The 22,893-nt window shown below is 59.8% G+C and carries 20 protein-coding genes, 1 other RNA gene and 1 riboswitch; of the genes, 10 read left to right on the top strand and 11 right to left on the bottom strand.

Annotated elements, in window-relative coordinates; translation table 11 throughout:
* Positions 1-233: 233 nt before the first annotated feature.
* Positions 234-1,700 (bottom strand): MocR-like pyridoxine biosynthesis transcription factor PdxR, encoded by a 1,467-nt coding sequence (pdxR, locus tag K529_RS18350; RefSeq protein WP_005611961.1) that lies wholly within the window; start codon positions 1,698-1,700, stop codon positions 234-236.
* 180 nt (positions 1,701-1,880) lie between these two features.
* On the opposite strand from pdxR, the gene K529_RS18345 reads away from it, so the two are divergent.
* On the top strand, positions 1,881-2,204 hold the full coding sequence (locus tag K529_RS18345) for an ArsR/SmtB family transcription factor (protein WP_005611958.1): 324 nt from the start codon (positions 1,881-1,883) through the stop codon (positions 2,202-2,204).
* The gene (locus K529_RS18340) at positions 2,197-3,228 is read left to right on the top strand and encodes a permease (RefSeq protein ID WP_005611955.1); all 1,032 of its coding nucleotides are present in this window, start codon (positions 2,197-2,199) and stop codon (positions 3,226-3,228) included. Before K529_RS18345 ends, K529_RS18340 begins: the two co-directional genes overlap by 8 nt.
* A gap of 213 nt (positions 3,229-3,441) precedes the next feature.
* Here the strand turns inward: K529_RS18340 and K529_RS18335 are convergent, their stop codons facing one another.
* Positions 3,442-4,023 carry a GNAT family N-acetyltransferase gene (locus K529_RS18335; protein WP_005611952.1) on the bottom strand — a complete coding sequence of 194 codons (582 nt, stop codon included), beginning with the start codon at positions 4,021-4,023 and terminating at the stop codon, positions 3,442-3,444.
* A gap of 105 nt (positions 4,024-4,128) precedes the next feature.
* Positions 4,129-5,529, bottom strand: a complete 1,401-nt coding sequence (locus K529_RS18330) for an aminotransferase family protein (RefSeq protein WP_005611949.1) — start codon at positions 5,527-5,529, stop codon at positions 4,129-4,131.
* A 292-nt stretch (positions 5,530-5,821) separates the two neighbouring features.
* Between K529_RS18330 and K529_RS18325 the strand changes: the two genes are divergently transcribed.
* The 3 genes from K529_RS18325 (at position 5,822) to ltaE (ending at position 9,151) form a co-directional block, all read left to right on the top strand.
* Positions 5,822-6,634: a BKACE family enzyme gene (locus K529_RS18325; protein ID WP_040641421.1), complete on the top strand. Its 813-nt coding sequence runs from the start codon at positions 5,822-5,824 to the stop codon at positions 6,632-6,634.
* Positions 6,631-7,959, top strand: a complete 1,329-nt coding sequence (locus tag K529_RS18320; protein ID WP_005611943.1) for an aspartate aminotransferase family protein — start codon at positions 6,631-6,633, stop codon at positions 7,957-7,959. The genes K529_RS18325 and K529_RS18320 overlap by 4 nt, the downstream gene beginning before the upstream one ends.
* 142 nt (positions 7,960-8,101) lie before the next feature.
* On the top strand, positions 8,102-9,151 hold the full coding sequence (ltaE, locus tag K529_RS18315; protein ID WP_046002563.1) for a low-specificity L-threonine aldolase: 1,050 nt from the start codon (positions 8,102-8,104) through the stop codon (positions 9,149-9,151).
* A gap of 142 nt (positions 9,152-9,293) precedes the next feature.
* Here ltaE and K529_RS18310 read toward each other — a convergent pair whose 3' ends face one another.
* The 4 genes from K529_RS18310 to K529_RS18295 all read right to left on the bottom strand — a co-directional run bounded on the left by K529_RS18310 (position 9,294) and on the right by K529_RS18295 (position 12,377).
* The gene (locus K529_RS18310) at positions 9,294-10,055 is read right to left on the bottom strand and encodes an isocitrate lyase/PEP mutase family protein (protein ID WP_005658241.1); all 762 of its coding nucleotides are present in this window, start codon (positions 10,053-10,055) and stop codon (positions 9,294-9,296) included.
* Positions 10,056-10,253: 198 nt separating this feature from the next.
* A complete protein-coding gene (gene recR, locus K529_RS18305) occupies positions 10,254-10,853 on the bottom strand; it encodes a recombination mediator RecR (protein WP_005658238.1) in 600 nt (199 codons plus the stop codon).
* A gap of 144 nt (positions 10,854-10,997) precedes the next feature.
* The gene (locus tag K529_RS18300; protein ID WP_005658236.1) at positions 10,998-11,342 is read right to left on the bottom strand and encodes a YbaB/EbfC family nucleoid-associated protein; all 345 of its coding nucleotides are present in this window, start codon (positions 11,340-11,342) and stop codon (positions 10,998-11,000) included.
* A gap of 111 nt (positions 11,343-11,453) precedes the next feature.
* Positions 11,454-12,377: a GlxA family transcriptional regulator gene (locus K529_RS18295; RefSeq protein WP_040643413.1), complete on the bottom strand. Its 924-nt coding sequence runs from the start codon at positions 12,375-12,377 to the stop codon at positions 11,454-11,456.
* 82 nt (positions 12,378-12,459) lie between these two features.
* Between K529_RS18295 and K529_RS18290 the strand changes: the two genes are divergently transcribed.
* Positions 12,460-13,005 (top strand): cysteine hydrolase family protein, encoded by a 546-nt coding sequence (locus tag K529_RS18290; RefSeq protein ID WP_005658230.1) that lies wholly within the window; start codon positions 12,460-12,462, stop codon positions 13,003-13,005.
* A 56-nt stretch (positions 13,006-13,061) separates the two neighbouring features.
* On the opposite strand, the gene K529_RS18285 is transcribed toward K529_RS18290, so the two are convergent.
* The gene (locus tag K529_RS18285; RefSeq protein ID WP_065317498.1) at positions 13,062-14,888 is read right to left on the bottom strand and encodes a DNA polymerase III subunit gamma/tau; all 1,827 of its coding nucleotides are present in this window, start codon (positions 14,886-14,888) and stop codon (positions 13,062-13,064) included.
* Positions 14,889-15,116: 228 nt separating this feature from the next.
* Between K529_RS18285 and K529_RS18280 the strand changes: the two genes are divergently transcribed.
* Complete coding sequence (locus K529_RS18280) at positions 15,117-15,647, top strand: protein-tyrosine phosphatase family protein (protein ID WP_046002565.1); 531 nt, start codon at positions 15,117-15,119, stop codon at positions 15,645-15,647.
* 20 nt (positions 15,648-15,667) lie between these two features.
* On the opposite strand, the gene K529_RS18275 is transcribed toward K529_RS18280, so the two are convergent.
* The 3 genes from K529_RS18275 to K529_RS18265 form a co-directional block, all read right to left on the bottom strand.
* Positions 15,668-16,060 (bottom strand): hypothetical protein, encoded by a 393-nt coding sequence (locus K529_RS18275; protein ID WP_005615810.1) that lies wholly within the window; start codon positions 16,058-16,060, stop codon positions 15,668-15,670.
* Between the two features lie 133 nt (positions 16,061-16,193).
* A riboswitch (cobalamin riboswitch) is annotated at positions 16,194-16,427 on the bottom strand.
* Positions 16,428-16,558: 131 nt separating this feature from the next.
* Positions 16,559-16,657, bottom strand: an RNA gene (ffs, locus tag K529_RS18270) — signal recognition particle sRNA small type.
* A 223-nt stretch (positions 16,658-16,880) separates the two neighbouring features.
* The gene (locus K529_RS18265; protein ID WP_005615808.1) at positions 16,881-18,776 is read right to left on the bottom strand and encodes a 5'-nucleotidase C-terminal domain-containing protein; all 1,896 of its coding nucleotides are present in this window, start codon (positions 18,774-18,776) and stop codon (positions 16,881-16,883) included.
* Positions 18,777-19,040: 264 nt separating this feature from the next.
* Between K529_RS18265 and nudC the strand changes: the two genes are divergently transcribed.
* The 3 genes from nudC to K529_RS18250 all read left to right on the top strand — a co-directional run bounded on the left by nudC (position 19,041) and on the right by K529_RS18250 (position 22,852).
* Complete coding sequence (nudC, locus tag K529_RS18260; RefSeq protein ID WP_005615806.1) at positions 19,041-20,024, top strand: NAD(+) diphosphatase; 984 nt, start codon at positions 19,041-19,043, stop codon at positions 20,022-20,024.
* A 72-nt stretch (positions 20,025-20,096) separates the two neighbouring features.
* On the top strand, positions 20,097-20,564 hold the full coding sequence (locus tag K529_RS18255) for an SRPBCC family protein (protein WP_005615805.1): 468 nt from the start codon (positions 20,097-20,099) through the stop codon (positions 20,562-20,564).
* A 233-nt stretch (positions 20,565-20,797) separates the two neighbouring features.
* Positions 20,798-22,852 (top strand): putative bifunctional diguanylate cyclase/phosphodiesterase, encoded by a 2,055-nt coding sequence (locus K529_RS18250; protein ID WP_005615803.1) that lies wholly within the window; start codon positions 20,798-20,800, stop codon positions 22,850-22,852.
* The last annotated feature ends 41 nt before the right edge of the window (positions 22,853-22,893 follow it).

The raw sequence follows: 22,893 nt of genomic DNA, 5'->3' as shown, positions 1-22,893 counted from the left end.
CAGTTTTGCGGTGCAGTAGATCCAGTTCGCGCCTGAATGCGGCGTAAGGTCCTAGATGAGGCGCGCCCTCCCGCCCGTCCTCAATGTTTCTGCGAAACACATCGTCCCGTTGGGCCGGGCACCGCACCAAAGGTGCGGTGCCCGGCCCAACCCTGAGCGAAGCATCTTTGATGCGTCCTGCGAAGGGGCGGGAGCCGCCCGTGATCTGCAGGAGGGCCATAGTGGTGCCTGTGTCAGGCGCGATACGCGCGGATCGCATTGGCCACATGGGCGATACCCTGAGGAATGCGTTCAGATGCAATCGAGGAATAGCCGAGACGGTAGAAGTTATGGCGCCGTGTGTCCTGCGCAAAAAAGGGCGCACCGGGCTCAATCAGCACGCCCTTGTCGCGCAAACCCATACCGATTTGCCCCATGTCGAAGTGATCCGGGGCTTGCATCCAAAACGACGAGCCGCCGAAAAGGCTGCGATTGGTGGGGGTCAACTCTTCAGCCTCCACGGCTTTCTCCAGCACGGCGCGACGTTCTTGTAAAACCTTGGCAGTCCGCCGGATCTGGGCGTCGTAATGACCGAGTGACAGAAAATAGGCGACTGTGCGCTGGATGTGGCCGGGCGGGTGGCGCAGCACATTGGCGCGCAGCGCGCGCGCCTGCCGGATGAAGGGTTCCGAGCCCACCAGATAGCCGAGCCGCAGCCCCGGAAACAACGATTTGGAGAAGCTGCCGAGGTAGATCACGCGCCCGTCGCGATCAATGGATTTGAGCGCGGGTGAAGGCTGCGCGCGAAAGGACATTTCGAATTCATAGTCATCCTCGACAACAACGGCGTCGATGTCGCGGGCGCGGTCGAGCAGTGCTTTGCGCCGGGCCATCGGCATTGTTACGGTTGTCGGGCTTTGATGGCTGGGGGTGGTGAAGACCACATCCGTATCCGGCGCAATCTGTTCGGGCGGCAGCCCGTCTTTGTCCACTTCGATCACATCAAGCGCGCAGCCCGTATGGCTGAGTTGGTCGCGCAGCGTGTAATAGCTTGGGTTTTCGATGGCTGCCTTGCGCCCCGGTTGCAACAATAGCTGTACCACCGTCCAGAGCGCGTTTTGCGCACCCAGCGTGATCAGGATTTCCTCCGGTCGCGCAATAACCCCCCGACGCGGCAGGGTGTTGCGGGCGATATATTCGATCAAAAGCGGGTCGTCTTGATCGTAGTAATCGCCAGTCATCGCGGCAAAGTCCTTTTGACCCAGCGCCCTGAGCGCGCAAAGCCGCCAATTGGCGTGATCAAACAAGGTTGCATCCGCTTGTCCGTAGATAAACGGGTAGCGGTAGCTGCGCCAGTCTCGGGGTTTGCGCGGACTGTCGCCGCCCGTGAAAACCTGCGTGATGGCGCGAGACCAATTGACAGTATCGTAGCTCTTTTCAGTAGGCGAGAACGACGGCGGCACAGGGGCCGTTTCCGACACGAAATACCCAGATCGGCCGCGCGCGGTCAGATAATCATTGGCCACCAGTTCGGTATAGGCAAGCGTCACTGTGATCCGGCTAACGCCAAGATGGTCAGCGAGTTTGCGCGAGGACGGCAGCTTTTCACCTCTACGGAAGCGCCCCGACAGGATGCCAGCGGCGATCATCTCTTGGATCTGCGCCTGAAGCGTGCCCTGCGCGTCCGCGTTGAGAAAGAAGGTTTCGACAGAAATAGCCATCGCAAGAGCCTATTCTGGACTTATCCGTGAGGCAATCTGGACTGTGCATACGGTCAGGTATTTTTCCAATCTCGTTTCTTGCTTTAGCGGCAGGACGTTAGGGGAGGGGCAAGTTCCAACTTGCCAGTCATACAATAAAACCATAAAACTAGTTATATAGAATCAATTGGGAGATCTGGCATGGATCCTTCTGTTGCCGCGCAGGGCTTTGCTGCGATGGGATCTGAAGCACGCCTTGAGGTGCTGCGGGTCTTGGTGCGCGCGGGGGAGGCTGGCCTGAGTGTGGGCGAAATTCGCGACCGCACCGGGATTGCTGCCTCTACGCTGGCGCATCATCTGAAATTCCTGACCGCCGCCGATGTGGTGACGCAGGAAAAGCTCGGGCGCAGCACTATCTGTCGCGCTGATTTCAAACATCTTGAGCGCCTAGCGGGCTTTATCCTCAGCGAATGCTGTCAGGATGAAGGTCTCGGGCGGTTTGGAAAGGTTGCGAACGATGGCTGATACATCTCTTTCTCCTCGCCCGATGCGCGCCGCTTGGGGTTGGGTGCAAAGTCCATGGACGCTCGGAGCGCTGATCCTTCTTGTGGTGGCGCTTCTGGATGGTGCAAATTTCTGGCCGGTGCTGACATTTGCGGCTGCGGCGCTGTTGTCGACATCCAAGTATATTCTTTTTGCGGTGACGCTTCTGGCCTATCTGAAGGCCACAGGCGCGGAAGCACTGGTCGCGCGGGCCTTTGTGGGGCGCGAGACCCGGATGATCTTCTTCGCGGCCCTTCTGGGCGGGTTGGCTCCGTTCTGTTCCTGTGAGGTGATCCCCTTTATTGCCGGGCTTCTGGCGCTTGGTGCGCCATTGGCAGCGGTGATGGCGTTTTGGCTCTCTTCTCCGCTGATTGATCCGCCGACCCTGTTGATCACGGCAGCGGCTCTTGGTTGGCCCTTCGCCATTGCCAAAGCGGTCAGCGCGGTCGCGCTGGGCCTCTTTGGTGGGTTCGTTGTGAAAGCGCTGCGCGGAAGCGGACTGTTTGCACAGCCCCTGAAGAATGAGCCGGTCAAAAGCTGCTGTGGGTGCGGCACGCCGAAGGCTGACCAGCAACCCAACTGGCGGTTCTGGCAAGAGGCCGAGCGGCGCGATACTTTCCGCAAACAGTTTGTGGAAAACGCTCTGTTTCTGCTGAAGTGGCTCGCCTTTGCCTATGTGCTGGAAGCGCTCCTGGTGACATATGTGCGCCCCGAGTGGATTGCTTCGCTGGTGGGGGGCGAGGGGGTAGTGCCAATCGCAACCGCCGCTTTGGTCGGAATGCCTGCGTACCTGAATTCTTATGTAGCGCCTCCGCTGCTGGCCGGATTGATGAGTCAGGGGATGAGCGCTGGTGCGGCGCTGGCCTTTATGGTGGCAGGTGCGGTGAGCTCGATCCCGGCGATGGCAGCGGTCTGGTCGCTGGTCAAACCACGGGTCTTTGCCACCTATCTCGCGCTGGGTATTTCCGGAGCGATCCTGTCGGGCGTCGTGTTCCAGATGATCTGAAAACGAGCGCGGCGGGGGGTGCTCCCGCCGACTCACGCCCCATGCTGACGCATGCGACATGAGTCGTTGGGCCGCGCGCCTTCGGCGCGGTTCTGCAGAGAAGGCTCTGAGGGGCAAGTGTGCCCGTCAGAGCCTATTTCGATTGTGTATAGAGGCGCGCGTCAAGGACAGGCCGCCCTAGGGGCGGGGCCTTGCGGCCTCCTTGACCCGCAATCAGCGCGCCGACATATGGGCGAGATTTGCACGCACCATGGGCCATTCTGCCGCGGTGATGGAATAGACGGCCGTGTCGCGAATTGTCCCATTGGGCAGGATGCTATGCGCCCGCAGGATACCATCGAGTTTGGCGCCAAGGCGCTCGATCGCAGCACGGCTTTGGCGGTTCAGCACATGAGTGCGAAACTCGACCGCGATGGCGTCTTTTGCCTTAAAGGCGTGGGTGAGCATGAGTTGTTTGATCTTGGTGTTGAGACCGGTGCGCTGCACCGATTTGCGATACCAAGTGGAGCCTATCTCGACGCGCCGATTGGTGTGATCGACATTCATATAGGTGGTCATGCCTACCGCGCGTCCTGTCGCATCAAGGATGGCAAAGGGAACCATGCTGCCCGCGTCCTGCAGCGCGAGGCGACGGCTGATTTCCTGTTCAACGCCCTCCGGGGCAGGCACGGTAGTGTACCATAGGTGATGAAGAGCACCATCTGCGGCGGCATCCACCAGCTCCGGCGTGTGGTCATACGTGAGCGGCACGAGGCGCGCGCCCTCAGTTGAGAGGGAAATCGGGGTCATCCACATGAGAAGAGGCTTTCTGTCTTGGGTGGTCTGCCTCGTGGAATGAAAGAAAGGTGGCCCCGTGAGAAGAGCCACCTTTTGAAAATTGCATCAGGCCAATTTTCAGCGTCAGCCGAAGACAGTCGTCAGAGCCTTGTCCACCGCATCGGTGATCTTGTCGATGTCATCGGCTGTGGCAATCAGAGCGGGCGAGAAGCACAGCGTGTTATTGCGACCGGGCACCGAGCGGTTGGTGACGCCGATGATCACGCCGTGCGTTCCGCATTCCGCCACGACTTTTTGTGCCAGCGCCTCGTCCACCGGTTCTTTGGTGTCACGGTCGGTGACGAGTTCAGCGCCAAGGAACAGGCCCTTGCCGCGCACATCGCCGATAACGGTGTGCTTTTCCTGCAAGGCCCGCAGGTTGGACATCATCCGCTCGCCCATCTTGGTGCAGTTCTCAAGGAGGTTTTCGTCCTCGATGATGCGCATGTTTTCCAGTGCTGCGGCGGGGCCTGCAGTGCAGCCGCCAAAGGTAGAGATGTCGCGGAAGTAGTTCATTTTGTCTGAGGCATCGTCCTTGAACAGATCAAAGACCTCTTCTGTTGTGACCATGCAGGCGATGGCGGCATAACCGGAGGCGACGCCCTTGGCCATGGTCACGAAGTCGGGTTTGATGCCGTAGTGCTGATAACCGAACCAATGGGTGCCGGTGCGCCCGATGCCGCAGACCACCTCGTCGATGTGCAGGAGCACGTCGTATTGCTTGCAGATCTCCTGCACGCGCGGCCAGTAGCCTTCGGGGGCCTCAATGACGCCGCCGCCTGCGGTGACGGGTTCGAGGCAGAGCGCGCCAACCGTCTCGGGGCCTTCGCGCAGGATGACCTCTTCGATCAGATTGGCTGCGGCAATGCCGAAATCCTCGCCCGAGAGATGATCCAGACCCAGCTCGTGCTTGCGGTATTCCATGCAATGCGGCACCCGCACAAAATCAGGTGCGAAGGGGCCGTATTGCGCGTTGCGCTCGTCCTGACCGCCTGCGGACATCGCCGCCAGGGTGGAACCGTGGTAATCGCGGTCGCGATAGAGGATTTTGGTTTTCTTACCGCCGTATTTCTTGTGCGCGATCTGGCGCACCATCTTGAACGCCTTCTCGTTGGCCTCAGAGCCGGAGTTGCAGTAGTAGACACGCGACATGCCGGGCATCTTCTCGATCAGCTTTTCGGCATAAAGTGCGCCCGGCACCGAGCCTGCGGCCTGCGCGAAATAGCACATCTTCATCATCTGGTCGTAGACCGCCTTGCAGATGCTTTCGCGCCCATAGCCGACGTTTACGGTCCAGACCGCACCGGACACCGCGTCGAGCCATTCTTTGCCGTTCTGGTCCCAAACGCGCATGCCCTTGCCTTCGACGATGATGCGGGGATCAGAGGATTCAAACGGCTTGTGCTGGACCAGATGGTGCCAGACGTGCGCTTTGTCGGCCTCGATAACGTGGCTGAGATCGTTGTCGGTGAACGTGCCGTGCATGACATGTTCCTTTCATGGCTTATTCGAAGAATGAGGAAGAACGCCGAGGCGGCGCACTGTGTCAAAAATCAGCAAAGGGCAATTCGAAGTCGGGGGATAGGTCCAGGTGGACTCAATGCTTAAGGCCAGAGTGATTTCAAAAAGAACATTTGTGCGTAAGTGTTTCTATTGAGGACATATGTATCTGCGGGCAGGGTTTGTGCGACTTGGAAGGTCATGAGGCTCTGGTGCAGAATGTCGACGCGATCAGCAGCTCCGCCAAAGCTTATGTGACAGATGAGGATCCAAAACGGTGACGGAATTCACACTAATGGTTGCGCCAAACGGCGCGCGGCGGGGTAAAGGCGATCACCTCGCGCTGCCGCTGACTGCGGAAGAACTGGCCGCGACCGCCAAGGCATGCCACCAGTTGGGCGCGCAAGCTCTGCACATGCATGTCCGGGACGATGAGGGGGTGCATTCGCTTGATGCGGGACGCTACCGGGATGCGATTGCAGCGGTGACGGAATGCGCGCCTGCCATGCACATTCAGATCACCACAGAGAGTGCAGGTCTTTTTGATGTCCCGGCGCAGCTGGCTTGTCTTGAGGCGCTGCGCCCGGCAGCGGCATCCGTCTCGGTGCGAGAGATGGCACGGGATGCGGCGCTGGCGGCACGGGCCTATGCGGTTTGCGCTGAAGCGGGCACACAGGTGCAACATATCCTTTATACGCCCGGTTGTGTGGCGCAGCTACAGTCGTGGTACGCAGATGGGACAGTGCCGCAAGAGATGCGCGATGTGATCCTTGTGTTGGGGCAATATGCCACCGGCCAGCCCGCAGCGCCTGCAATGCTACCTGAGTTTTTGGCGCTGATTGCACCACTTGCTCTCCGGTGGTCGCTTTGTGCCTTTGGGCCGCAGGAACATGCCTGTCTGCTCGCGGCGATCAAAGCCGGGGGACAGGTCCGGATTGGGTTTGAAAACAGCCTTGGCCCTGAAGATGGCGCGCCATGGGCTGACAACGCCGCGTCTGTCGCGGCCTTCCTGCAACAGGCCACCGCGCGTGGTCATATCCTTGCGCCGCAAACGGATGTGCCGGGCGCCAACCTGCGAGAGCCGACATGAGCCACATCTTCCCCCGTCATACTAAATCCGATCTGCCCACCGCAGTGGCAGGAGATGGTTGCTATCTGATTGATGCCAAAGGTAAACGCTATTTCGACGGCTCCGGTGGGGCCGCGGTATCCTGCCTTGGCCACTCAGATGCCGCGGTGATCAAAGCTGTTCAGGAGCAGGTTGAAAAGCTCGCCTTTGCGCATACCGGGTTTATGACCTCAGAGCCGGCTGAGGCTTTGGCGGATCTGCTCATCTCGCACGCGCCGGGTTCATTGGACCGGGTGTATTTTGTTTCTGGCGGCTCCGAAGCGACTGAGGCGGCAATTAAACTCGCGCGGCAGTATCATCTGGAACGAGGAGAGCCGCAGCGCCGCCATCTGATCGCACGAAAGCAGAGCTATCATGGCAACACGCTTGGTGCGCTTGCGGCGGGCGGCAATGCGTGGCGGCGGCAGCAGTTTGACCCGCTCCTGATTGGTGTGTCTCATATCGCGCCTTGCTATGAATATGTCGACCGGGCAGAGGGCGAGAGCAGCTTTGAATACGGGCAGCGTGTCGCCAATGAGCTGGAGGCAGAAATCCTGCGTCTTGGTCCTGACACGGTGATGGCATTTATGGCGGAACCGGTGGTTGGGGCGACCTTGGGTGCCGTGCCAGCGGTTGAGGGCTATTTCAAACGGATCCGCGAGATTTGTGACACCTATGGCGTGCTTTTGATCCTTGATGAGGTGATGTGCGGCATGGGGCGCACCGGGCATCTGTTCGCCTGCGATGCGGATGGTGTGGCACCTGATATCCTCTGCATCGCAAAGGGGCTCGGTGCCGGGTATCAACCTATCGGCGCGATGCTCTGCTCAAGCGAGATTTATGAGGCGATTGCACAAGGGACCGGGTTCTTCCAGCATGGGCATACATACCTCGGGCATCCGGTGGCGACAGCGGCGGGGCTTGCGGTGGTGCACCAAATGCTGACGCGCAATCTGGTCGAACGTGCGGCTGAAATGGGCGCGCAGCTGCACACTGCTCTGATAGAGCGCTTCGGTCAGCATCCGCATGTGGGCGACATTCGGGGACGGGGCCTCTTTTGTGGGGTGGAGCTGGTTGAGGATCGCGAGACCAAGACACCTTTCGACCCCGCACATGGCTTGGCGGCACGTATCAAACGGGCCGCACTGGAGGCCGGGTTGATCTGTTATCCGATGTCCGGCACCCGCGATGGTCGCTATGGCGATCACATCCTGCTGGCCCCGCCGTTTATCTTGAACGATGACCAGATCGGTGAGATTTGTGACAAGCTGACCATCGCAATAGAACAGGGCCTCGGCGCGATCTGACCGAATGGTCGTCCGGTCGGAAGGGGCGGCGCGATTGTATCGGCAACGCCGCCGCCCATTGCACTGCGCTTTTGGATGGTTTCAATATGCCTGCGACACGTATGGACATCACGCGCTCCGGCGGAACTAAAGGACAGGGATCATGAGCCAGTACACACAAACGCCCGGCGAACAGCACAATCAGGTGCTTTGTGATTTGCGCAGCGATACGGTGACCCGCCCCGATGCAGGCATGCGCGCGGCCATGGCAGAGGCCGAAGTCGGTGACGATGTCTACGGTGAAGATCCAAGCCTCAATCGTCTTGAAGCTTCAATCGCAGAGCGTGCGGGCAAGGAGGCGGCCCTGTTCTTGCCGACGGGCACCCAAAGCAACCTCGTCGCCATGCTGGCCCATTGCGGACGCGGTGAAGAAGTGATCACCGGGCGCGATTATCACGTGTACAAATATGAGGCTGGCGGTGCCTCGGCGCTGGGTGGGATTATTCTTGACCCGCTGAAAGTCTCTGCGGATGGCGGGTTGGAACCTGCTGATATTGCCGCTGCGGTTAAAGAAGATGACTCGCACCATCCGGTTTCGCGGCTGTTGTCATTGGAAAACACCCATAACGGCAAGGCCGTGTCGCTCGCACGCGTTGATGCCTGTATCGCGCCCGCACGCGAGGCGGGATTGTCGGTGCATCTGGATGGGGCGCGGGTGTTTAACGCGGTGACAGAATTGAGATGTGGTCTGGCTGAGATTGCCAAACGCTTTGACAGTGTCTCCATCTGCCTGTCCAAAGGGCTCGGGGCACCTGTGGGTTCTGTTCTGGTGGGGCCAAAGGATCTGATCACGCGGGCGCGCCGTTTGCGCAAAATGGTGGGCGGTGGCATGCGTCAGGCCGGTGTACTGGCAGCAGCGGGGCTTTATGCGCTGGATCACAATGTGACCCGGCTTGCTGAGGATCATGCAAGGGCAGCCGCGCTTGCTGAAACCCTGCGCGCATTGGGGGCGGGTGCCGTCGATCACAATACCAACATGGTCTTCTTCACCCCCGCCGATGGTGACAACGCGGCGCTGGGTGTCGCACTGGCCAAAGCGGGTGTGGTCCTCTCTGCCGGAGGCACCGGGGCCATCCGCATGGTGCTGCACAAGGACGTCACCAGCGAGGGGTTTGATGCAACCCTTGCCGCGCTCAAATCCTATTATGGCTAAGGTTTAGTACGAGGCGGGGGCGCTCCCGCCCCCGATCCAAGCAGCAAGAGCTGCTCTGCTCGGCGTTGGGCCTAGCGCCGCGCCACAGGCGCGGCGGGTCACGCTTGACGCTGAGCGACGCGCTGCCGCCGCCAGCGGGGTCTCAGGGCCGTAGGCTTGCGTGGGCTTTTTTGAGATCCGCGAGCGCCTGAAGAAACGGTCCAGCACCGTAACTCAGCCTTGATGCGCCAAGTGCGGTGGCTGCATCGAGCGTGCGCAGATCTCCGATCATCATCAGGTTCACAGGATCTGTGGTGCTTTCGACGATTTGCGCGATCAGATCGGGCGCCGTCAGCCCCGGTACAAAAAAGCAGTTGGCCCCGGCCTCTGCGTAAGCGGCCTGGCGTTGGAGGGCGTCCGGGATCTTGATCGGGTGTGTCGCGGGGGCGGTGCCCAAAAAGAGATCGGTGCGAGCGTTGATAAAGAGCGGAACGCCCTCCTCGTCAGCGACCGCTCTGATGGTCCTGATCCGCTCCGCTTGAGTGGATATCGCATGCAGCCCCGCGCCATTGACCACCCGGTCCTCAAAATTGATCCCCACAGCACCGGCGCGGATGATTTTGCGGGTGTTTTCGGCAAGCGCAGCAGGGGTGGTGGCATAGCCGCCTTCGAAATCCACAGAGACAGGAACTGAAACAGTGGCGCAGATACGCTCGACAATTCGCAGCACGAAATCCAGCGGGATGGATTCGCCATCTTCATATCCATGTGCTGCGGCCATCGCCCAACTGCCGGTTGCAACCGCTGGCACGCCTTCTTCGACCAGCGCCTTGGCACCGGCTGCATCCCAGATGTTGTAGAGCACAAGCGGATCGCCCTTCCTGTGCAACTCCGCGAAACGGATGGCTTTCTCAGTTTGCGACATGGCGGTTTCCTTTTGTCTTTTGTTCTGCTGCGTGGGGCATTCTCATGTGGGAGGCTGCAGCCACTGGATCAGCCAACTGGATAGCACATGTAGAAAACCGCGCCGCCGGAGAACGGGCGTTTATTCAAGGTTTTTGGAATGTCGTGCGTTCCGCGCCCAACAGGCGCGCGCGGCTCCTCAAACGTACGTTTGAGAGGGTTAAATCTCTTTGCGCGCCCGAAGGGCTGCAGAGATCGTGCCATCGTCGAGATAGTCCAACTCGCCCCCGATCGGCACGCCCTGCGCCAGCGATGTTAGCTTAACGCGACCCTCAAGCTGATCGGCGATGTAATGCGCGGTGGTCTGCCCGTCGATGGTGGCATTGAGCGCGAGGATCACCTCGTTCACGCCTTCCGTCGCCACACGATCCACAAGTCGCGGAATGCGCAGATCTTCTGGCCCCACGGCATCCAGTGCGGACAGTGTGCCGCCCAAAACGTGATAGCGGCCCTTGAACACGCCCGCGCGTTCCATCGCCCAGAGATCAGCCACATCTTCGACCACACAGAGCTCGCCATTGGCGCGTGTCTCATCCGCGCAGAGCGCACAGATGTCGCTGGTGCCGACATTGCCGCAGTTCAGGCATTCGCGCGCGGTCTCTGCCACGCGGCCTATGGCGTCGGCCAAGGGGGTCAGAACCAGCGCACGCTTGCGGATCAGGTGCAGTACAGCCCGGCGCGCGGAACGCGGACCAAGCCCCGGCAGCTTGGCCATCAATGCGATCAATGCCTCGATATCACTGTTGTCCTGCGCCGCCATGGTGCCGTCCCGTTCTGCTTCTGTTCAACTAGGCCGTATCGCACCCGGAAGTGCAAGCCCTGCCTGCTCATTCTGCGCGCTGCCACCGCGACGACATGAAAAAAGGCGACCCTTAGGCCGCCTGATCTCCGCATGTCACCTGCCTTAGAATGGCAGTTTCATGTCCTTGGGCAGGCCGAGGCCGTCGGTCAGCTTGGTCATCTCTTCCTGCGCGCGCTCTGCCGCTTTGGTTTGCGCGTCTTTCACGGCGGCAAGGATCAGGTCCTCAACCACTTCCTTGTCGTCGCCGTTAAAGATCGACGGGTCGATGTCGAGCGACTTCAGATCACCCTTGGCGCTGGCTGTGGCCTTGACCAGACCTGCGCCCGCTTCGCCCACAACCATGATGTTGTGCAGCTTTTCCTGCATTTCACCCATCTTGGATTGCATTTCCTGGGCTTTTTTCATCATCCCGGCCATATCGCCGAGGCCTCCGAGGCCTTTGAACATATCCTATCACTCCTGATGTCAGGTTTGCCTTGTTAGATACGTGCGCGACCCCGCGCAGGCAAGGGTAAAGCCGGTAAAGGCCCGTCGCATTCTTATATGTTCAGCTGCGCTTCATCCCTGATGCGCGCGAAACCGCTCCCGATAGGCACCGGGGGTGAGGCCGGTCACGGATTTGAAGGCGCGAGCAAAGGCGGGCACATCGCGATAGCCTACGTCCCATGCGATCTGCGCGATGCTGTCCTGCCCGCGCTCCAGCGCGCCGCGTGCCTTCTCTACCCGCAGTGCTTGCAGGTAGGTGGCGGGAGGCAGTCCGGTGGCGGCAGTGAAGTGGCGCACAAAGGATCGCTCAGATAGGTTTGCGACCGCTGCCAAGGTCGGTACGGTCAGAGGCATGCCATAGTGACGATCCATGTGACGCTGCGCGGCCAGGACCGGCATGTTGCCATGGTGTCGCGGGGGCGCAAAGCTGGAATAGGCACGTTGCTCCCGCCCACTTGGGTCGATCAGCAGGTGGCGGGCCAGGCGCGTGACCATTTCCGCCCCATACCAGCGCCCCGTCAGATGCAGGCCGAGATCGGTCCACGCCATCAGCCCTCCGGCGGTGATCACATCATGGTCGTCCACAAGGATATGCTCCGGTGCGAGGCGCACATCTGGAAATGCCTGTCGAAACTCCGCCTCCAGTGCCCAATGGGTGGTGGCAGGTCGGTGATCCAGTAGCCCGGCCTGCCCAAGCCAGAACGCGCCGGCGCAGACAGAGCAGGCCAGCGCGCCTTGGGCATGTTGTTGCGCCGCCCAATCCACCAGTGGATGATCGGGGGCAGGGCGGGTGTCCTCAATCGAGGGTACAAACACGAAGGCCGCAACCGGTTTTGAAGGCAGGGCATCCCAAGAGCAGATTTGCAGATCCAGCGCTCGGCTGCTGGGGCTGAGCCGCGGGATCAGGGCAAATAGATCGGCCAATCCCCAGAGCGCGGCGCGCTGCGCACCCGGAGCGTCGATCAGAACAACAGGGTTGTTTGGCGTACTCTGCATATAGACAGGCATATGCGCCAAGTGTGGCGGTGGTCAAGTTGTGCCAGTCTGACCCATGCGACACGTGCAAAGGAGAAGACAGATGCCAAAAATCGCCCTGATACTGATTGATATTCAGAACGACTATTTTCCCGGTGGTGACTGGGAATTGCACGAGATGACCGCCGCCAGCGCGCAGGCCGCAGAGCTCTTGCGGGCGGTACGGGCGCAAGGCGATCTGGTTGTGCATATCCGGCACGAAAATCCAAATCCCGATGCGCCGTTCTTTCGCACTGGCTCAAAGGGGGCGGAAATACATGCCTCGGTTCTGCCGCGAGACGGGGAGGCGGTGTTGACCAAACATAGGCCCAACAGCTTTCACGGCACCCGCTTGCAGGAGCTGCTGCAAGACGCCGAAGTCGAAGAGGTGATCCTATGCGGGGCGATGAGCCAGATGTGCGTGGACGCCACCGCGCGGGCCGCAGCAGATTTTGGCTTTGCCGTGACCATTGCCGAGGATGCCTGCGCCGCCCGCGCCGTTGAATTCGGCGGTGTGTCTGTGTCCGCTGAACAGGTCCACGCTGCATTTATGGCCCCATTGGCGATGGGTTACGCCAAGGTGGTCAAAGCGGCGGAGGTGCTGCGCTGATCTCAGGGCAGGAGCCGGGCATGGACGGGCTCACAGAAGCCTAGCCATGACAGGGTTTATTCCTCAAACGGATCCCACTCATCCTCGACTTCAGGCAGGGCCTCGGCCTGAACTTCAGCGGCCAGTTCTTCCTGCGTGCGGATCTTGGTGATCTTCGCCTTGGGGAAATTCTGGAGCACCGCCTGCACCAGAGGGTGCGCAGAGGCTTCTGCACGCAGGGCGTTTTCGGCAGCGTCACGCAGTTCCGCAATCGTTGGCGCATCACCATCTGGGGCAATGGAGACCACCCAGCGGCTTCCGGTCCAGTTTTGCAAGGCAGTGCCGATGCGGGCAGCGAGGTCCTGCGGTGCATTTGCGGCGGGGGTGAACGTGATGCGGCCCGGTTGATACGACACCAGCCGCACGCCGCCCTCGACCTCGACCAGCAGCTTCACATCGCGGTGTTTGCGGATCAGTTCGATCACATGTTCAAAACTCGGATAGCGCGCCAAGGCGCTGTCCACACGCGGCGCAAGCGCTGCCATTTGCCCGCCACTTGCCGACATAGTGTGCCCCCCATTGGGGCCACCGCCGGGGGCGCCCTGCGGCGGGGCGGGGGCGTAAGCCGGAGCCCCGCCCCCCCCGCCCGCCGCAGGCGACCCCATGCCTTGCATGGGGTGTCCCCCACCCGGACCACCTGGATGTGGCGGTGGGGGGGTGTCCTGCAGTTTGCGAACCAGTTCCTCGGGCGAGGGCAGATCGGCCACATGGGTCAGGCGGATCACAGCCATCTCTGCCGCCATCATCGCATTGGGTGCGGCGGCGACTTCCTCGAGCGCCTTGAGCAGCATCTGCCACATGCGCGTCAGCACCCGCATCGGCAGGCGGCTGGCCATATCCTGTCCACGGGCCCGCTCATCCGGGCTGATGGTCGGATCTTCTGCCGCATCGGGGGTGATCTTTACCACCGACACCCAATGGGTGATCTCGGCCAGATCGCGCAGCACCGCCATCGGGTCCGCGCCCTCGGCATATTGACCGGACAGCTCCGTCAGGGCCGCCGCCGCATCGCCGCGCAGGATCATATCCATCAGATCCAGCACCCGGCCCCGGTCCGCAAGACCGAGCATCGCGCGCACCTGATCCGCTGTGGTCTCCCCCGCACCATGGCTGATTGCCTGATCCAGCAGTGAGGTCGCATCCCGTGCGGAACCTTCTGCCGCGCGGGTAATCAGCGCCAGCGCATCTTCGGCGATCTCGGCTTTCTCATTGGTGGCGATCCGGCGCAGCAGATCGATCATCACCTCCGGCTCGATCCGGCGCAAGTCAAACCGCTGACAGCGCGACAGCACCGTCACCGGCACCTTGCGGATTTCGGTGGTGGCAAAGATGAATTTCACATGCGCCGGTGGCTCTTCAAGCGTCTTCAACAGCGCGTTGAAAGCAGAGGTTGACAGCATGTGGACCTCATCAATGATGTAGATCTTGTAGCGGGCCGAAGCCGCGCGATAGGCCACACTGTCGATGATCTCGCGGATGTCACCCACACCGGTGCGCGAAGCGGCATCCATCTCCATCACATCCACATGGCGACCTTCCATGATCGCCACGCAATGTTCGCATTTGCCGCAGGGCTCCGTGGTCGGGCCGCCCTGACCGTCCTCCCCGATGCAGTTCATGCCCTTGGCGATGATCCGCGCGGTGGTGGTTTTACCGGTGCCGCGAATACCTGTCATAATGAAGGCCTGCGCGATGCGATCTGCGGCAAAGGCGTTCTTCAGCGTGCGCACCATCGCGTCCTGACCGACCAGATCGGCAAAGGTCTCGGGCCGATACTTGCGTGCCAGAACCTGATATTGTCCGCTTTGCGGTGCGCTGGAGGTCTCGGGGCTGTGCTCGCTCATGAGGGCCTTTCGGATGGTCTTTGAGGGCGCGCCGCTGGATTCGCGAGCCACGCCAATGATCCTGTGCAAACTAAGCGCCGCTGTCCGCTTCGTCCACCGCTGTTGCACGGGAACCCGGCAGAATGGGGGAGGTGACAGAAAAGGCTACCTGTCTGAGACTTGGCGGGGTTAAGATAGCGTGAAGGTATCGCGGAAATTACGCCGCGCCTCCCGGGGGGGGGAGAGTAAATGGTGAGTGCTACGAATATGCAGCCGCAGTCGGCTGTGCAGACCCTATCGCTTCACGCGCTGTCGTTTGGGGACGGTATATTGGCGCTGAGCCGCGCGCCCGGCGCTGGGGGGGATTACGCGGGTGATTTGCGTTTGATTCGTGAATGGCGCCCGTCGATGGTGATTTCGATGACCACGCGGGTGGAGCATGTGATTCTCGGTGTTGAGAACCTGGGCACGGATATACAGGGCCTCGGCAGCCGCTGGTTCCATATGCCGGTCGAGGATTATCAAATCCCCACCGCAGAGATGGACGAACACTGGCAACACATCAGCACGATGGCCCGTCAGGCCATGTCCGGTGGTGGCCGGGTTCTGGTCCACTGCCGGGGAGGCTGCGGTCGATCCGGCATGGCGGTGCTGCGGTTGATGATCGAAAGCGGCGAGTCTGCCGAGGCAGCGCTCAGCCGCCTCAGAACTCTGCGGCCCTGCGCCGTCGAGACAGACGCACAAATGGCGTGGGCCTTTGGCAGAAGGTCCCCGACCTGAACTGAAGGCTGCGCTGAGCGTCAGACCTCAGCGCGCTGATCCCGATAGCTGCGCACAGGTCGCGCCTCGCCAAAGGCGCGCGGAATCTCTGATACACATGTGCTGCTCATCGTGTTGGCATCACTGGACAACATCGCATCGGCGAACCGATCCAGCGTTTCGGTCTTGGTCGATGAGGTTACGTCACAGAACACTCGAATGCGGCTGTGGTTGGCGGCAAAACGCGCAGGGCAGGCTTTCTCGCATCCATCTAGGCGGCTTTCTCCACTGATTTCAAAATCTTCCTGTGTCAGTGGGCGCGCGCTATCGAGCGCCTGTGCCAAGGCTTTCAGCATCCGTTGTGCGGCCGGGCAGGGGCGCCCCAGATGCATACATGTGGTCGACACAAATTCATGTGATCGCTGTTGGTCCATTCTCTGCGTGCCCTCCGCACCAAGATAGTTGTGACGGGGGCAAGATGAGAGACTTCGGGCGAGACATTGCCCCTCAATGGTGGGCAAGAGAGATCAGCCGTCAGACCTCCTCCAGGACACCCCGCCCGGTTTCAGGTTCGTATCATTGATGGCAGGTCTCCTGACTTGCGGGTCATCGCGTACCGGCCCTTCCCGATCCCATCGGCCAATGTGGCCGTGACGGATCAGTGGTCTTGCCGGGGTACTCGCCGCCTACAGTTGCGGGGGCAGTCACGGACTTGGCGGGGCATATGCCCGAACCTCACCGTATTCCCTCTTCATTCCGTCCTCGGATAGAGAAACGAAAACCATCTCAAGAAGAGGTAGCGAGCGCGCTGCCGACTCGTCAACAAAGATCTTGCTGCACGTGCAAAATCACCCCTGCGGTTCGATTGTGTTTTGGAGGTGTGGGTAAACGCCTAGAGACAAAAAAACCCGCCAGAGGCGGGGCTTTTTATAAAGTGAGAGGTTGGACATCGACCCAAGCGGGGCTCGTTGTGGCTGCTTCCTTCCGGACCTGACCAGGTTGGCGAGGCGCTTGCCCGCGCCAACCCCTCGAATCCCGATATAGGGAAGTGACGATACAATGACAACCCGCAGCCTGGGCGATTTCCTGACCCTATGCGCGTGTGAAGGAAGGCAGAGGTCTACCGTGAAGGTGTAGTTGAGGCGGTGGGTGCAATCCAAAAGGTTGCCTTGGCATCCTCGACATCGCAATGGCTGAGGTACTCGGCGCTTATCACGACGCCCTTTGATGATGCGCAGCTCTAAATGGTGCCACTCAGAGCTGCAGCTTCAACGCCACAAAGCCTGTATCCAGTTCGGTCGCGCTTTGGGCGACGTCATCAGGCAATTCATGCAGGTGGCGGTGCACGCCGGGGCCTGTGACGGCAATCGCCTCCACGCCGAGGTTCGGACGGATGCGCCACGGATAGGGTGCCGCTGCCAATGGATCTGCCGCTAGGGTCGACGTCACATAGGCCCCGACAGTGTCGCGGATCATCTGAGGTGGCAGCGAGAGAGCCTGCGCCTGATCAAGCATACGAAAGTTGCCGCCTCCGCTGCTGCGGTAGCTGTTGAAGGCAACTGCGAACCTCTGGGCAGGTTGCAAAGGGTGCCCGTGCCAGCGCAGATTTCTGATACGGCTTGCCGCGTCGTTTAAGAGGCGTCCATCGGCATCAAAACGTGCCGTTGCTGTCGGGTCGATTTCATACTCCAGGCCGAAGATCACATCGAAGTTGTGTCCGGCCCGCGCAGGATTTGCCAGCAGGCGGTCAGGAGCATTGGGCTCCAACTGATTAAACAGCCCTGCCGACATGTCCAACCAGTCCCGCAGTTGCTGTGCGTCAACGATAATGCAGCGCAATTCGTTTGGATAAATGTAGATGTCGGCCACATGGCGGCGCGAAATCTCTCCTGCGGGCACATCGGTGTAATTGAGCGGCCCCGCGCGCCCACCAAATTTAGCCGGTGCGACTGCCGACAAAAGCGGCAGGTCGGCGAATTCTGATTTTGCAAGGGTCGGGCGAACAGCAGCGGCCTGCGCCGCGGCGGTGAGAGCGAGTGCGCGATCCTCGCCAAAATAGGTAAAATAGGAGTGGTGTGGCTGTGCGAGCGTGCCAACATTTGTGGCCATATCGGCGCGGGTGCGCTGATGAATGTCGCTCAGGGCGTTAACCAGTTCTGGTGCCTCCGGGACCACTGGCACGAGACCATCGCGGGTCTGATGTGCAACCGGGCGCAGGGCGCAATCTCCCTGCGTGACACGCCAGCCTTGCGGGGTGCGGACCAGGTCGAGGTCGATCACCCCGAGATGTGAGCCACTGGAGCCAGGCATCACCACCGGAACACCCAGCCCGGCATCCTCACCATCGGGCGCCGGCAGCAACAAATGGGTATGTCCGCTCACAGCTGCATCAAGACCGGGCAAGTGCGACAAAGGTCTGAGCGCGTTTTCCATCCCCGCGACTTGGTCAGTCGGGCCCAGCCCGGTATGTGCCAATGCGATCACCACATCGGCCCCCGCATTGCGCAGATCCGCAATCGCGGCGCGTGCGCTGCTGAGGATATCGTCGACACGCAGACGCCCCTCCAGATGATCGGCATCCCAGAGCATGGTTTGCGGCGGCAACACCGACAACAGCCCGATCTTTACATCCGGCGCATCTGCGGGTGCACAAGGCATACGCCTGCGCAGTATCAGGGTTTTGTGAACAGGCAGCGCATGGGCGTCGGCAAGGGGTGTAATATTGCTGCAAACCGCCGGGCAGGGCAGCGCAGAGAGCGCCCGGGCAAGGACAGGAAGGCCGAAATTGAACTCATGGTTGCCAAGACCGACGGCATCATAGCCCAAGACGTCAAAGGCACGGATCGATGCAGGGGTGGCGTCTGGATCAGCGGCGTCAGTTTCGGCAAGCGGTGAGCCCTGCAACCAGTCGCCATTGTCGACCAGCAGCGTAATCGCACCGGACTCTGTGGCCTCTTTGCGGGCCGCGCCAATCAGGCTTGCAGTGCGGCTCAGGCCAATTCCGGGATGCTCTTGATCGGTGTAATAGTTGTAGCTGAGCAAATGGCTATGGACATCCGAGGTGGCCAGCACGCGCAATCGCCCCGATACTTCTGATCGGTCGCTAGCACCCTCATCTGTCCCCGTGGCGCCTTGGTCGTCTTCGGTCATTCTATGCCATTCATCGTCGCTCGTGGGCACCGCTCCGTGATTGTCTTGCGTCCGGTGCTTCTCTCATTCGTTAACAAGTAGAAGAACAGAGACAGGGGGGCGTGCGGAACCCTAACGAGAGGCTTTTTTCGAGTTTTTGAAAAGCGTGGCATTTTTGCTTGTGTCACACATGGGAATGCGGCATCGCCTGTCTGCAATGATGAAACGTCATCCCCTTTTGCGGACGGTGGCTGGCAGCAACGCATTTCAAAAAGCGAGACAGTCATGAAGCGAGCGGAGCAAGTAACCTTTGGCGGCAGCGGATTGGATCGCGCGGCGTATTTGCGCACAGAGACCGCGACATTAGATCAGCTCTGGTGTTCGGCAGAAGTGCAAATCGTGCTTTTGTGGCGCGGCAAGCCCTTATGCGTTTGCAAGCCCGGTCACTCTGACGCCGATGGGCTGGCCTATCTGCAAAGCGATCATGCCCTTGTGGCGGGGCGACGTCATGATGCGCTTTTTCTGGGACGAAATGCGCAAGGGGCAGGTTACTTTGCCGTGAGCCTCGACGACTGGGAGCCTGAAGATCTGGATGCTTCCAGCCTTAACAGCTTTCTTGATCCAAGCGAGCAGCGTCACCCGGATTTGCCCGAGGTCTATGCATTTATGGAGTTGCGCCGGGTGATGACGCATCTTTCGGCGCGTGAGGCAGAACTTGCGGCGACCGCAAAGGCGATGCTGGGCTGGCACGCAAGCCATGGATTTTGCGCCTGTTGCGGTCATGCCAGCAATGTTGAGCAGGCCGGATGGCAGCGTCGCTGCCCAAGCTGCAATGCCCCGCATTTTCCACGGACCGACCCAGTTGTGATCATGCTGATCACCCGTGGCGATCGCGTGTTGTTGGGGCGGTCACCGGGGTGGCCGGAGGGTATGTACTCGCTGCTCGCGGGTTTTGTGGAGCCGGGAGAAACCCTCGAAGCAGCGGTGCGCCGCGAAGTTTATGAGGAAACCGGAGTGAAGGTGGGCGAGGTCGACTATTTGGCCAGCCAGCCGTGGGCCTTCCCTATGTCGTTGATGTTTGGCTGTTATGGTGTTGCAGTCAGCGAGGAAATCACCCTTGATCCGCAAGAGATCGAAGAGGCATTCTGGGTGACACGCCAAGAGGTGATGGACGCCATTGCAGGCAATCACCCAAAGGTGCGCGCCCCGCGCAAAGGGGCAATAGCGGGGTTTCTTTTGGAAAACTGGGTTGCAGATACACTTGAGTAACCAACATAGTTTATCAACATGCCATAGCCCGCGGTGAAATGATGTTTTGCCGTTCCAACGACAGGTCCTGATATGCACTTCGAAACCAAAGAAGATACCGATAGCCCCATCGCAGAGGCGTTTGCGGCCGTCACGGACTTTGAAAGCTTTGAGCGGTCGGCCATCCGGCGAGGTGTTGAGGTGCATCGCAATGGGGACAGCTCCACCGCGCCAGAAGATCTGACGTGGGATGTCGTCTTTATGTTTCGCGGATCAGAGCGGAAGATGCGGCTGGAAATTCTGGAATACGATGCCCCCAATGTGGTGGTCTTTTCCGCAACCGGCAGTGGCATGATGGGTGAGCTGCGCGTCGATCTGATGGCATTGTCGTCGCAACGCACACGGATGACGGTGCGTTTGGACCTGCGGCCCAAAACACTGGCGGCGCGCCTGCTGGTGCAATCGCTGAAATTGGCACGCAACAAGCTAAACCGTAAATTCCGCAAACGTGTTGCCGAATTTGCGCTGCTGATTGAAGAACGCCAAACTCAAATCGCCTGATCATCAAGTTTTCGTGAAATATTACATCGAGCGGCGACAGCCGTTTTTTGGTTACTCCTTTGTTTTTAAAAGAATTTACCCTGTGAGCGGGGTGCGACTTGCGATCGTGCTGCGACTGCAAAAAAGGTTCATTTGAAAGTACTTTTTACGCTGGCAGCATTTGGAATTTTGAAAGTTGTTAATCGCCTTGTGGCACCGTCGTAACAAGAACGGCACGACCCGAGGAATAACGAATGTACCGCTTGCTGGACTGTATTACACAGGAACACCATTTTGGACTTGTTGCTGTGGCTGCCTTGATATGTGTGATTGGATCGGTGATTTCTGTTCATATGTCCGGTCGCCTCACCGAATGGACCGGGAAGCGACGCTTGGTTCAGTTGCCGCTGGCGGGTTTGATCACCGGGGCCACTATCTGGTCGACGCATTTCATTGCCATGACGGCTTATGAGCCGGGCTATGAGCATGGGTATGAACCCATTTTGACGGGCGCATCGCTGGTGGTTGGCGTGCTGGGCTCTTTTGCTGCCAATGCTGGGCTTGCTTTTGCACGCGGAGCGGCAGCACCAGTCATGGCCGGCGCGATTTTTGGGATGACGGTGTCGGCCATGCATTACACGGGCATGCGCGCCTATCTGCTGCCCGGTACGATCCAGTGGAATATCGGAACCGTGATTGTGTCTGTGATCTTGGGGGCTGGGCTTGGCGCGTTGAGTTATGGTTTGATCACGCGGCGCATGCGGGGGATTCCTGGGCGCGCCTGGCCTGCACTGGCGATGGTTCTGGCCATTTGCCTGATGCATTTCACCGGCATGAGCGCGATTGAAATCCGCCTTGATTCCTCCATTGAGGTGCCGCCCAAAACCATCTCGGATAACGCAATGGCGCTGTTGGTCTTTGCTGTGACAGCCATCATCCTGCTGATCGCCATGGCTTCTGCCAGCATTGAGGTGAACATGGAGGGGGAAACCCGCCATCAGCTGAACCATGCGGCCACCCATGACCCGCTGACGGGCATGCCCAATCGTATGTGGCTTACCCGCAAGCTGGATGCACTTAAAATCCGTCTCGATGAAAATGAAACGGCGCGCGCCGCAATCATGACCGTGGATCTCAACCTGTTTAAAGAGGTGAACGATGTCTATGGCCATGCCGCAGGGGATGCGGTTCTGCGTCAGGTCGCCTTGCGCCTGATCGAACAGGAAGGCGAGGGAGAGCGCATTACCCGCGTGGGCGGGGATGAGTTTGTCGCGATCAAAGAAGGTTTCCGCCGTATCGAAGAAGTGCAGAGCTTTGCCGAACGTCTGCATGCAGCAATTGTTGAACCCATTGATCTGGATGAGGTGTCGCTGCGGGTTGGGGCGTCGATCGGGATTGCCACAACGCTGGAAGACGGCCGCGATCCCGCTGATTTGTTGCATAAGTCTGACGTTGCCATGTATCGCGCAAAGTCCGAACCCGATACGCCGATTTGCCAGTTCAATGCGGAAATGGACCGTCGTAACCGCGAAAAGACCCAAATGGTGCATGATTTGCGCCAGGCATTGCAGCACGACGAATTCGAATTGGTTTACCAGTTGCAAAACGCGCTCGATACATTGGCGCCAGTCGGTTTTGAGGTGTTGCTGCGTTGGAACCACCCGCTTCGAGGCCGTGTTTCTCCGGCGGAGTTCATTCCCATTGCAGAAGAAACCGGCCTGATCCGTGACATCGGGCGTTGGGTGCTGCGTGAGGCATGCCGAGAGGCGGCGCAGTGGAGCCGCCCCTATAGTGTGGCCGTCAATGTCGCCCCACAGCAATTGGTACAGCCTTCTTTCATTGAGGATGTGATGGATATCCTGATGGAGACCGGAATTGATCCTGCGCGTCTTGAGCTGGAGATTACGGAGGCCAGCATTATCGACGATCAGGCCCATACGCTGAAAGTGATGCATAAGCTGAAAGCCATCGGCATTCGCATTGCGATGGATGATTTTGGCACCGGCTACTCATCGCTGGCCACCTTGCAGGCCTTCCCGTTTGATAAGATCAAAATAGACCGCAGCTTTGTGCAGGATGTTCACAAGGATGCCCAACGTGCGGCGATTGTACGCTCTACGCTGCTGTTGGGAGCCGCGCTGGACATCCCGGTCTTGGCCGAAGGGGTCGAGGTGGAGGACGAGTTGAGTTTCTTGCGCGGTGAGAGTTGCGCTTCGGTGCAGGGCTATTACTTCGGCCAACCGATGTCGCGCGACGATATGCGTCGGATTGCATGTGAAGGCGATGATGTCGCCGAAAGTGCTGCCTGATCAGAAATCTGCTGCGCGGTCTCTGTGGCGGCCTTGGGGAA

Source organism: Tritonibacter mobilis F1926 (genome assembly GCF_000376545.2).
GTDB classification, from domain to species: domain Bacteria; phylum Pseudomonadota; class Alphaproteobacteria; order Rhodobacterales; family Rhodobacteraceae; genus Epibacterium; species Epibacterium mobile.
This window is presented reverse-complemented; position numbering and strand designations above follow the sequence as displayed.